This is a genomic window from Ochrobactrum sp. RH2CCR150 (genome assembly GCA_014138095.1).
Taxonomy (GTDB): Bacteria; Pseudomonadota; Alphaproteobacteria; order Rhizobiales; family Rhizobiaceae; genus Brucella; species Brucella gambitense.
On record JACGXE010000004.1, the window covers coordinates 461,167 to 473,163 of the forward strand.

An 11,997-nucleotide genomic window follows, 5' to 3' on the forward strand; every position below is an offset into this window, starting at 1 on the left:
CGCTGCACGTCGGTCGCCGGAAAAGTTGTCGGCGAAGTTCTGGACTGGTGATAAGCTTTCTCGTCAGCCATGCACAGGCGACTGACGACCCGCTCAGTGGCTCAGAAGCGTCTGCATCCTGCCCTGATGATGCAAACCCACTTCCCGAACGATCTCGGCAATCTGTTTGAGCTGGGACGACAGCGGGTTGCTTTTGCGCCAGACCAGACCGATGGTTCGTGACGGGCGCGGCTCAGCAAGGCGAAACATGCAGACATTTGCGGCGAGCGTCTCCGTATAGACCGCCATCTCCGGCACGAGCGTGATGCCGATACCAGCGCCCACCATCTGAACGAGGGTAGACAGCGAGCTACCTTCCATCAGTTCACGCGGCGGCGCATTCGTAATATTGCAGAAGGACAAGGCCTGATCGCGGAAACAATGCCCTTCTTCCAGAAGCAGCAACCGCATTTCATGCAGTTTTTCGGCGCTCGGAACCGGCTTGTCAGCATCTTCCAGCGGGCGCATCAGGACAAATTCCTCCTCAAAGAGAGGAACTTCCTGCAAGGCGGGCTCGGAAATCGGCAAGGCGACAATCGCCGCGTCCAGCCGCGCTTCCAGCAGGTCTTCGATCAGCTTCTGGGTGATCGCCTCACGCGGGCGCGGTTCCAGCCCCGGATAACGCTGGGTCAGCGTCTTGATCACCTCCGGTAAAAGATAAGGCGCAACCGTCGGGATCACACCGAGACGCAGGCGACCGGTGAATGGACCATGTGCCGCACGCGCCAGCTCTTCCAGTTCGTCAACCGAGCGCAAAATGCCACGCACTCTTTCCGCAAACTCTTCGCCAAGTCCGGTCAGGCGAATTTGTCTGCCGCCACGCTCCACCAGAGGCGCGCCGATCAGGTCTTCGAGTTCCTTGATCTGCAAGGACAATGCGGGTTGCGAGATGGAACAGGCCGCCGCCGCACGGCCAAAATGGCTCAAGCGCGCCAGTGAATCGAAGTAGCGGAGGTGTTTCATGGAGAGGCCAATCATAAGCTCAGCATATCGCAGCCTTTAGAATATACAATTGGAATTTATCGAACGCATTGGTTACCGTACCCATACTGACTGTTGGTTCCGGAGTGACCGCCTTCATAATGCGGTCGCTCTGGCGTGCCAATGTCAGCCGCTCGTTCTATCTAGCGAAAGCCATCTTTGGGAAAGCCATCGGAGAGCAATCATGGACGTAAAGACGAAATCGGCCGGAAAATGTCCGGTCATGCATGGCGGCAATACCGCACTTGGCAATTCTGTCATGGAATGGTGGCCCAATGCGCTGAACCTCGACATTCTGCACCAGCATGACACCAAGACCAATCCGCTGGGCAAGAACTTCGATTATAAGGAAGAGCTGAAGAAGCTCGACGTGGAAGCTCTCAAGGCCGATCTGCGCGCACTCATGACGGATAGTCAGGAGTGGTGGCCTGCCGATTGGGGCAGCTATGTCGGCATGATGGCTCGTGTGACCTGGCACGCCGCCGGCTCCTACCGTACCTCTGATGGTCGCGGTGGCGCCAGCACCGGCAACCAGCGTTTTGCTCCGCTCAATTCCTGGCCGGATAACGTCAACACCGACAAGGGTCGCCGTCTGCTGTGGCCGATCAAGAAGAAGTACGGCAACCGGCTTTCCTGGGCCGACCTGATCGCGCTTGCCGGTACGATTGCCTATGACGTTGCCGGTCTCAAGACCTATGGCTTCGCTTTCGGTCGCGAAGATATCTGGGCTCCTGAAAAGGATACCTATTGGGGTGACGAAAAGGAATGGCTGGCGCCAAGCGACGGTCGTTACGGCGATGTGACCAAGCCAAACACGCTGGAAAACCCGCTTGCTGCGGTCCAGATGGGCCTCATCTATGTCAACCCGGAAGGCGTCAACGGCAAGTCCGATCCGCTGGCAACGGCAGCGCAGATGCGCGAAACCTTTGCCCGCATGGGCATGGACGACGAGGAAACCGTGGCCCTGACTGCCGGTGGCCACACCATCGGCAAGAGCCATGGCAATGGCGATCCGTCCAACCTCAGCCCGGATCCGGAAGATGCAGGCCCTGAATATCAGGGACTGGGCTGGATGAATACCAAGGGACGCGGCATCGGTCGCGACACGGTTGTTTCGGGCATTGAAGGTGCATGGACCACGGAACCGACCAAGTGGGACAACGGCTTCTTCGAAATGCTGTTCAAGCACGACTGGCATCTGGTGAAGAGCCCGGCTGGCGCGTCGCAGTGGGAACCTGTTTCGATTGCAGAGCAGGACAAGCCGGTCGACGTGGAAGACCCGTCGATCCGTCTGAACCCGATGATGACCGATGCGGATATGGCATTGAAGGTAGACCCGATCTACCGCGCGATTTCCGAGCGTTTCATGAACGATTTTGACGCGTTCTCGGAAGTCTTTGCCCGCGCATGGTTCAAGCTGACCCATCGCGACATGGGCCCGAAGACCCGTTACATCGGCCCGGATGCGCCGACTGAGGATCTGATCTGGCAGGATCCGATCCCGGCCGGTCGCACCGATTACGACGTCAGGGGCCTCAAGGCCAAGATCGCAGCTTCCGGTCTTTCGGTTGCCGATCTGGTTTCCACCGCCTGGGACAGCGCCCGCACCTATCGCGGTTCGGATTTCCGCGGCGGTGCAAACGGCGCTCGTATCCGTCTCGCTCCGCAGAAGGATTGGGAAGGCAACGAGCCGGAACGTCTGGCCCGTGTTCTCTCGGTTCTGGAACCGATTGCAGCGGCATCCGGCGCAAGCCTGGCTGATGTCATCGTGCTGGCTGGCAATTACGGTGTGGAACAGGCAGCCAAGGCCGCCGGTGTCGACATTGAAGTGCCATTCGCTCCGGGACGCGGCGATGCAACGGCCGAGCAGACCGATGCTGAAAGCTTCGCTCCGCTTGAACCACTGGCAGACGGTTTCCGCAACTGGCAGAAGAAGGACTATGTGGTCAGCGCCGAGGAACTGCTCCTCGACCGGGCACAGCTCATGGGCCTCACCGCCCCCGAAATGACGGTCCTCGTCGGCGGCCTGCGCGCCATCGGCACCAACCATGGCGGCACGTCGCATGGCGTCTTCACGGACAAGGTCGGCGCTTTGACGACGGACTTCTTCGTCACGCTCACCGACATGCACAATTCGTGGGTTCCGACGGGCGAAGGCCTCTACGAAATCCGCGACCGCAAGACCGGTGCGCCGAAGTTCACCGCAACACGTGTCGATCTCGTTTTCGGTTCGAATTCAATCCTTCGCGCCTATGCGGAAGTCTATGCCCAGGACGACAGCAAGGAGAAGTTCGTGAAGGACTTCGTTGCCGCCTGGACCAAGGTGATGAACGCCGACCGTTTCGATCTGGCATAAAAGCCAACGTAACGAAAAAGCCTCCCCCGAATGTTCGGGGGAGGCTTTTTCATGCGCATCGCTGAAATGGCTTCAGCGTAGAATGTTTCCTTACTTCGCCATGTCGATGGCAGCGCTTAGCTCTTCCACCGCCTGATCCGCCGTCAGCTGACCGTTGAACTGGCGGGTGATGACGTCAAACATCGCATTCTTGATCGCGGTCGGCTGTGCGTGCGACTGCGAGAAGGAGCCAAGCAACGATCCGCTCTTGTCGGCGGCTGCGAGATCCTTGATCGCCTTTTGCCCGCATTCGTCAAATGCCGTGGTCGGTACATCGGTACGCGCCGGCGCAGAGCCTTTCACCACATTAAAGGCCGACTGAAAATTGACGTCTTCCACGGCGGTTGCGAGTGCAAGCTGCGCCTTGCGCTTGTCTTTACCCACTTCAAAGACGGCGAACTGATCGGCATTGAAAGCCACGGAACCTTCCGTTCCCGGAAAACGACCGCAAACGAAATCCGCACCGGGCTTCTTTCCAGCCTTGGTAAACTCACCCTTGGCCCAGTCGCCCATGAACTGCACGCCCGCCTTGTCATCGATGACCATGGCAGAGGCAAGATTCCAGTCACGCCCGGAGAAATTGTCGTCCACATAGGTGCGCAGCTTCGCCATCCGCTCGAATACCTGCTTCATGGTATCGCTCTTCAGAGCGTCTGGATCGAGATCAATCAGCGCCTTCTTGTAGAAATCCGGCCCGAACGACATCACGACACTGGTGAAGATAAGCGCTTCCTGCCAGGGCTGTCCACCATGGGCAATCGGCGTGATCCCCTGCTCCTTGAACTTGTCGAGCAGCGCGACAAGCTCATCCCAATTCTGCGGCACTTTTCCGCCAGCCTTGTCGAGCGCGGCCTTGTTGTACCAGGCCCAGTTGGTGGAGTGCACATTGACCGGTGCAGCGATCCAGTGGCCGTCATATTTCGAGAAGTGCTGGATTGCGGGCGGGATAACCTTGTCCCAGCCTTCCTTGTCGGCAACTTCATCCAGATTGCCGAGCACGCCCTGCTGTGCCCAATCCAGAATATCGAAACCCTGCATCTGCACTGCGGCGGGTGGATTGCCTGCTGTCACGCGGGCGCGCAAGGTCGTCATGGCCGCCTCGCCCGCGCCACCGGCAACCGGCATATCGACCCAGCCAATACCTTGTTTCTGAAGGTTTTCCTTCAGGAGATTAAGCGCGGCGGCTTCGCCACCTGAAGTCCAGTAATGCAGGACTTCCACGCTTTCCTCAGCCTGCGCGAAACTTGCCCCACCCAAAATGCTGACACCCGCCAGCAGCATTCCCATCATCAAGCGCATTCTCATATCTCCTCATTAAGAATGAGGCAGCTTATCATGGACTTGCGCGAACGAAATTCACTATCGTGTTGGCGCGAACATGCTGTTGGCGACCAGTTCACACTTCATCTTTCAGCGTTTCTTTCTGCGTAATGAGGCGTGCCGAATGCTGTCCCGAAATGAAGACCCAAAGCCAGCTGAGCGCCACTGCCAGACGGCTGCGCGTACCAATGAGAAAATAGATATGGGCAAGCCCCCATATCCACCAGGCGATCCAGCCCTTCAGACGCAATGATCCGAAATCGATAACCGCAGCGCTTGGGCCAATGGTGGCAAGGTTGCCAAGATGCTTGTAACGGAACGGGCCCGGTGCCGCACGATTGGCAAAGCGCGCATTGATTACCTTCGCCACATATTTGCCCTGCTGCTTGGCGGCTGGCGCAATGCCCGGAACCGGCTTGCCATCGGCGGTTTTGACCAGAGCCGTATCTCCAACAATGAAAATTTCAGGATGGCCCTTTACCGTCAGGTCAGGCTCCACCACCGCGCGGCCCGCGCGATCCTGTTCCGCGCCCACCCATTCGGCGGCTTTCGATGCCTGTACGCCCGCCGCCCAAATAACAGTGCGGCTGGCGACCTGTTCGTCACCAATCGAGATGCCCCTTGCATCACAGGCCGTGACGGGCGTTCCGGTTCTGACCTCGACACCCATTTTCGTCAGCGACTTCTCCGCATATTCCGAGAGCGACGGCGGGAAAACCGGCAGAATACGCGGCCCTGCTTCGATGAGAATGATGCGCGCTGTGGTCGTATCGATATTGCGGAATTCCTTGACCAGGGTGCGATGGGCCAGTTCCGCAATGATCCCCGCAAGCTCAACGCCGGTTGGCCCCGCGCCAATGATGCTGAATGTCAGCAGCGCTTTGCGAATCTCGGGATCGGTTTCCAGTTCGGCCTGTTCGAAAGCCAGTAGGAGGCGACGGCGAATTGTCGTTGCATCTTCCAGCGTCTTCAGGCCCGGCGCATAGGGCTCCCACTCGTCGCGCCCGAAATAGGCGTGCCGCGCACCAGTCGCCAAAACGAGCGTGTCGTAATCGACGCTGGGACCATCACGGAGATGGACCTTGCGCGCCTCGGTATCCACGCCGGTCACTTCAGCCAGCAAAGTGGAAACCTCTTCGCGATTGCGAAAAACCGAGCGGATCGGCCATGCAATTTCCGACGTGGCAAGAACAGTTGTAGCAACCTGATACAACAGAGGCTGAAAGAGATGATGATTTCTGCGATCGATAATCGTGATCGATGTATCTGGGCCTTGCAGATCTTTCGCCAGTTGCAAACCCGCAAAACCGCCGCCGACAATCACTACACGATGCTGAGCCAATTCGCTTTTCCTTTCGCAGCCTGCACTCTGTCGATGACACACCATACACGCGAGAACTTGTTCTGCCTTTCAAAAATCGGTGTAAGCGTCGGCGGTTGAATCCGTCGTGAGATGTAACTAGCGCTCTAGCAAAAAAAGTCAGCCCGCAGCCGATGATCGGATGCGGGCTTTTGAAATTACGAAAAGCATTGTGCGGTCGCGAAGCAAGGCTTCAGCGCAGCAGATAGGCCGGTGTTTTGGGATCGAAGCCCACAATGCGCTGCCCCTCGGCAAAGGCGGCAAGCAGCGTCTCGCGAAGCGACAACCGCGCCGCCATGGCCGCCGCCGGATCAGTCGCCAGCAACTGGTCGATATCACCGGGGAATTCCACACGACGAATATCAGCGGGAAACTCCAGCTTCTGCCCTTGGGAACGGGCTTCAACGCGTGGATCATCCAACTGCCAGTCGGCCACAATACGATCTGACGGAAGACCAGCATTGATGCCGACCATGGGACCGTAATAGTCGATATGATAGGTGGCGGATGTAGCGCCGAGACTTGCGATGTTCAAACCGGCATTGACCGCGCGAATGGGATCATAGGTCCAGCGCACAAGCGTCACGCCTCGCGCAAGGCACCAGTCACGCTGGAACCATTTCATGCGCGCGCCAAGCTTCAGGCCTCTCGCTTCCGGCAAAACCGCCAGACGATGCGAATGCTGAATACCCGGCGTCGCGCTCGGGAAGCCGAAGATGAAACCCATCATCTTGTCACCCTCGAAAGCACCGGCGACAAGGCCGCCTTCATGCTGGATGGCGAGCAACAGATCAGAAGCATCGACAGGATCGTCGTCGCCCCAGACAAGCCGCTGCACATTTTCCGAATCCTTCATCTCGGCCAGAGATGCGAGTTCGCGGATGACGATGTCGCTCATGCGGCAAATTCCTCGCGGTGGTTCGTCACCGTATCGAGGAAGGCACGGTCGAGAGTCACACCAATGCCCGGGCCGTTTTTCGGCACGGCCATGCGGCCGTTTTCGGCTTCAAGCGGCTCATTGACAATGTCGCGTGGGAAATAGCGGCTGGCGGATGAAGTATCCCCCGGCTTGGTGAAATTCGCCAGCGTCGAGAGATGGATATTATGCGCCCGTCCGATGCCCGCTTCCAGCATACCGCCGCACCATACAGGCACATCGAAAGCAGCGCAGACATCATGGATGGCCCGCGACGCGCTATGGCCGCCGACACGCCCCACCTTGATATTGATCACGCGGCACGCGCGGGCAACAAGCGCCTTGCGCGCATCGACCGAAGAGCGAATGCTTTCATCCAGACAGATGGCCGTCAGCAGTTTTTCCTGCACATGCACATGGTCTGTAATGTCATCGAATGCCAGAGGCTGCTCGATATAGTCGAGCGCAAATGCATCCATCGCTTTCAGCAACGGCAGGTCGGACAAGCGATAATCCGTGTTGGCATCGACTGTCAGCTTCGCATCCGGGAAACGGTCGCGCACTGCTTGCAACATCGCAAGATCATGGCCGCGCTTGATCTTCAGCTTCACGCGCTTGTACCCGGCATCGAGTGAAGCCGCGACGCGGTCAATCGTTGTTGGAATATCGGCAATGCCAAGGCTGACGCCAACGTCGATGGCATCGCGAACACCGCCGAGCGCAACGCTCAATGGCAGGTTCAGCGCTTTTGCCCACAGGTCCCAGACGGCCATTTCAACCATGGCCTTGCTCATTCTATGTCCGCGCCACGGATCGAGAATAGCGGCCAGATCGGCTGGGCCGTTGAAGTGCTTTCCGACAATCTGCGGCAGCAGCACATCACGCAGGAAGGAGAGCGAGCCGGAGATGGTTTCTTCCAGATAATCCGGCAAGGGATCCATCACGCCTTCGGCATAGCCTTCAAGGCCTTCTGCCTTCAGGGTGAGGATCGGTATGATCTTTTCAGTCATTGTGCCGGTGGAGATCACGAAAGGCACGAGCAGCGGCAAACGTATGACCCGTATTTCAGCCGCCTCGATTTTTAATCCGGCGAAAATTGGCGCTGTCTGCATCGGATACTCCATCCGTAGGTACAAATGATCAATCTGGTCCGGGGGAAATGGATGGCGATCCGTCGTCTCCCTGCTTCCCCCTCGATCGGATAACTTCCCTGTTCGCTGTCAAAAGTCCAATAGATTCGTCAGCGCACTTACTGTTGCTGATCCGGCAAAGCATCCAGCGGGAAAACCGGACGTCGCAGGCGAGAATAGGTGCGTCTCGTCAGGTCTGGCGAACTCAGGCCGCCTGCGTCGGTCACGATGATCTGCGTTGCAATCGGGCCGAATGCCCCTTTGAAGTGCTGCATCGATTTAACCGCAACAATTGCCTTTTCCTTCGGCTCGATGCCGACGATCCGGAAGATGTTCTGATCGAGCATCTGCATGCGTTCGGAGACGATCATGATATCGATCCCGTCCACGCGCAGGCACACGGATTTTCCAGTCGTTCCGGGCAGGCCCGTAAACATCGGGCCTTCAAAGACAAAGCTGCCCTCACTGATCGCCATGACACGCCCCGTCACCGTCAGCGGGCCGCCACCGACCGATGGATCGGATTTACCACCAATCGTCACCGTGATGGTCTCGCCAATTGCCTTGGCTGCAATCTCGGCCACAGCTTCCGGGTCGAGCAACGCGCCGGCGGCGGCATTGGTCACTCCTGCTTCCAGCATCGCCGCAATCAGCGCGGTGCAATCGCTATAGGCGCCCGAGCCGGGATTATCCGAGAAATCGGCAACAACAATCGTGCCCTCGGCACCTCGTGCCTCCTTCAACTGCTTGATGCATTCATCAAGCGGCAAGGGCTGCGACCACTGATCCTTATAGGCCCAGATTTCGTCGCAGATTTTCTCCGCCACATCGCTGGCGGTTTGCCGCTCGACGCTTTTCGTATCGAAGGTGACTATGACACTCGGCCCCGCCGCCCAGACGTCAGCATCGGTAAAACCGGCATTGATCGCGACATTCAGTATGCCGGGCTGTTGCATTTCACGGGCCGCGCTTTCGAGCAGGCGGCACATCGGGCCATTATCCGTTGTGCGTCCATCATCGCAACCGAGCAGCATCGGCGGGCGCGCGATGGCGAGAGCGGGTTCAATCTCGCCCTTCATCGCCCGATCCAGCATCGTGCAGGCCTCAACGCCAACCTCATTCATATCGATATGCGGATAGGTCCTGAATGAAACGGCGATCTGCGCCAGATCGGCCAGTTCATCGAAAATATTCGCATGGAGATCAAGCGTAATGGCAATCGGCACATCAAAGCCGACCACCGAGCGGATTTCGCGCAGGAACTGGCCATCGCCGTCCTGATCCGTTTCGGTCACCATGGCGCCATGCAGGGCGATGAAGAGCCCGTCGAACGGTCCGGACTCCTTCAGTCGCCGCAGGCATTCACTGGTGATTTCCACACGCGCGCTTTCCAGCACCGCGCCATTCGGTTCCGCATGGGCAGCAGTGATATAGACAGGCGTCCATCCCTTCTCATCCGCAACCTTTATCGCGCCGCCGACTTCCGAGCCTGTGCCACGGAAATTGGCCGGAATCTCATCGCCCTTGAAATAATGCGACGCCCTGAAATCGCCGATGCTCGTGCGATTTCGCGTGAAGGTATTACTTTCATTGATGAGTTCGATGATCGCAACACGATAGGACACGGCTCGACCTTTCTTTTATCGGCGAAGACCAGTCTGGATTGGTCGAGAATAAAACTGCTGAAGCCGGATCGAGCCGCAACTACCTTGGCGCGCGGGCAAGGCGGACACCTGATCTGATGTGGTGCTTCAAATCAGGCGTCCTGTCGGAACGAATTATTTGCCGAAGATTTCGCTGGCAAATTTCGGCTTTTCTCTGATGTCGAAGTCAAAATACTTGGCGCGGATTTTGTCGTAGGTGCCGTCGGCGATGATCTCTGCAAGCGCCTTGTTGACGCGTGCGCGCAGCTCTTCGTCATCCTTGCGGAAGGCCATGCCAGCGCCCAGTGTACCATCCAGCAGGAACTCGTTGCCGACGAACTCGCAGCAGCTCGCGCCCTTCGAAATCCAGTCGCTGAGCGCGAACTTGGATTCGAGCACGAGGTCCACGCGGCCATTTTCAATGTCGAGGAAAGCTTCTTCCAACGTCGGATAGAGCTTCACCTCATTATCCGGGAAAAAGCGCTGCAAAACATCGACTGCAATAGAGCCGGTCTGGGTGCCGATGACTTTGCCCTTGGCGCTTTCAGGCGTCACATCCTTCAGGCCAAGTTCCTTCAACGCCACAAACCGCATGGTGTTGTAGTAGTAAGGATTGGAGAAATTGACCTGCTGCATGCGCGATTCAGTGATGGCCATCGATGACGCCATGACATCGAATTTCTTCGCCTGAAGAGCCGGAATAATCCCGCTCCATTCATTGGCGCTCCAGACGCAATCCGCTTTCAGCTTTTCGCAGATCGCATCGCCAACATCGATATCAAAGCCTTTCAGCTTGCCGTTGGGATCGAGAAAATTAAACGGCGCATAAGCGCCTTCAGCTCCCATGCGAATTTCCTCGGCATAGGTCGGGAAAACGCCAAGCACGGCAATGGCCGCAGCAATAATTCCCATTTTAACTTGCTTATGCATGTTCCGATCTCCTGTTATTGGCCCTTGGCTAGCGTCGCCGGTCACCGGCGATCAATGTCGCTCGGGATCGCGAGCCAGCGGGAATACCCCCTTGGGCAGCTTTTATTGATTGACGATTATGCTTGTGCCAGCTGTCGATCAATGCAAAAGATCTATTCGATGCTATTAGAAAAATTCATAAGACTATGAGCTCACGAACGGCACGCAGACGACTTCCCAGCTTGAAAGCGTTGCGGGCTTTTGAGGCTGTGTCGCACTGCCAAAGCTTTACCGCTGCCGCGGAGGAACTGGCTGTCAGTCAGGGCGCTGTCAGCCATCAGATCAAGCTTCTGGAACAGGCCTTGGGCTGCCAGTTGCTTATTCGCGGGCCACGCGGTGTTACCGTCACGGCAGAGGGCGCGCTGCTGGCAGAAGTCTGTGGCCGCGCTTTTGATGAGATTGGCGCTGTGACCACCCTGATTGGTCAAGACAGCAGAGCGCAAATTCTCCGCGTACGCGCTGGTCCATTCTTCTCCATGGAAGTAATCGCTAGCCGCATTGCTGGGTTCCTGAAGCAGAACCCTGGGATACAGCTGCATCTCAACAATCTCGATATCGATTCCATTGCGCAGGACAGGGAAGATGCACAGATCAAATATTGTCTGCATGCACCTGCCGGCGCCTATAGTATCAATCTATTGACTGAAAAGCTGGTGCCTGTCTGCAGTCCTTCTCTACTCGAAGGCCTGGGAAACTCTGAGGATCTTCTCAGCAACCCGGATATCCCTCGCTTGCACTATCGCGACATGAGCGATTGGAAGCGATGGATTGCGCATCATGGCATTGGGGATATAGCCGCAAATTCGAATCTGTTTTTTGACGACCAACATACACTTCTGGCGGCAGCCCGTTCTGGACAGGGGATTGGCTTTTCACATCGACAACTACTCGAAGGCGATATGCAGCGTGGTACCCTCAGTGTCGTGTCAGAGAAATACTTCCAACCCAAAGAATCTTACAAGTTCATCTGCAGCCATGAGAGCATCGCCTCGAACAAAGCATTGCAGCTTTTCCGCGACTGGCTCATCGCCGAGGTTTCGACGATCTGTTAGGTGAGGGGGCTTCCGAAGAGCTTACCCCTCCAACGCCTTGCTCGCGCCCTAAACGTCAAAAGCCCCGCATTAATTGCGGGGCTTTTCTGGAATGTTTTGGTTGCGGGGGCAGGATTTGAACCTGCGGCCTTCAGGTTATGAGCCTGACGAGCTACCGGGCTGCTCCACCCCGCGCCAGGGTGTGTTTTTTTA

Annotated in this window: 9 protein-coding genes and 1 tRNA gene; 2 read left to right on the forward strand and 8 right to left on the reverse strand. The window is 57.2% G+C overall.

What is annotated here, in order from left to right:
- Positions 1–93: 93 nt before the first annotated feature.
- The gene (locus FHW03_RS11990; protein ID WP_182520821.1) at positions 94–1,017 is read right to left on the reverse strand and encodes a hydrogen peroxide-inducible genes activator; all 924 of its coding nucleotides are present in this window, start codon (positions 1,015–1,017) and stop codon (positions 94–96) included.
- Positions 1,018–1,204: 187 nt separating this feature from the next.
- Here FHW03_RS11990 and katG point away from each other — a divergent pair, with 187 nt between their 5' ends.
- Positions 1,205–3,376, forward strand: a complete 2,172-nt coding sequence (katG, locus tag FHW03_RS11995) for a catalase/peroxidase HPI (RefSeq protein ID WP_182520822.1) — start codon at positions 1,205–1,207, stop codon at positions 3,374–3,376.
- Between the two features lie 90 nt (positions 3,377–3,466).
- Here katG and FHW03_RS12000 read toward each other — a convergent pair whose 3' ends face one another.
- From FHW03_RS12000 to FHW03_RS12025, 6 genes are all read right to left on the reverse strand, one after another.
- Positions 3,467–4,714, reverse strand: a complete 1,248-nt coding sequence (locus tag FHW03_RS12000) for an ABC transporter substrate-binding protein (RefSeq protein ID WP_182520823.1) — start codon at positions 4,712–4,714, stop codon at positions 3,467–3,469.
- Between the two features lie 97 nt (positions 4,715–4,811).
- On the reverse strand, positions 4,812–6,077 hold the full coding sequence (locus tag FHW03_RS12005; RefSeq protein WP_182520824.1) for an NAD(P)/FAD-dependent oxidoreductase: 1,266 nt from the start codon (positions 6,075–6,077) through the stop codon (positions 4,812–4,814).
- A 211-nt stretch (positions 6,078–6,288) separates the two neighbouring features.
- Positions 6,289–6,993, reverse strand: coding sequence for a GNAT family N-acetyltransferase (locus tag FHW03_RS12010; protein WP_182520825.1), 705 nt, complete (start codon positions 6,991–6,993; stop codon positions 6,289–6,291).
- A complete protein-coding gene (gene menC, locus FHW03_RS12015; protein WP_182520826.1) occupies positions 6,990–8,123 on the reverse strand; it encodes an o-succinylbenzoate synthase in 1,134 nt (377 codons plus the stop codon). Before menC ends, FHW03_RS12010 begins: the two co-directional genes overlap by 4 nt.
- Positions 8,124–8,260: 137 nt before the next feature.
- On the reverse strand, positions 8,261–9,766 hold the full coding sequence (locus tag FHW03_RS12020) for a M81 family metallopeptidase (protein ID WP_182520827.1): 1,506 nt from the start codon (positions 9,764–9,766) through the stop codon (positions 8,261–8,263).
- A 153-nt stretch (positions 9,767–9,919) separates the two neighbouring features.
- On the reverse strand, positions 9,920–10,714 hold the full coding sequence (locus tag FHW03_RS12025) for an ABC transporter substrate-binding protein (protein WP_377514683.1): 795 nt from the start codon (positions 10,712–10,714) through the stop codon (positions 9,920–9,922).
- 221 nt (positions 10,715–10,935) lie between these two features.
- On the opposite strand from FHW03_RS12025, the gene FHW03_RS12030 reads away from it, so the two are divergent.
- Positions 10,936–11,805, forward strand: a complete 870-nt coding sequence (locus FHW03_RS12030) for a LysR family transcriptional regulator (RefSeq protein WP_377514685.1) — start codon at positions 10,936–10,938, stop codon at positions 11,803–11,805.
- Positions 11,806–11,902: 97 nt separating this feature from the next.
- Here the strand turns inward: FHW03_RS12030 and FHW03_RS12035 are convergent.
- Positions 11,903–11,979, reverse strand: a tRNA-Met gene (locus FHW03_RS12035).
- Positions 11,980–11,997: the final 18 nt, after the last annotated feature.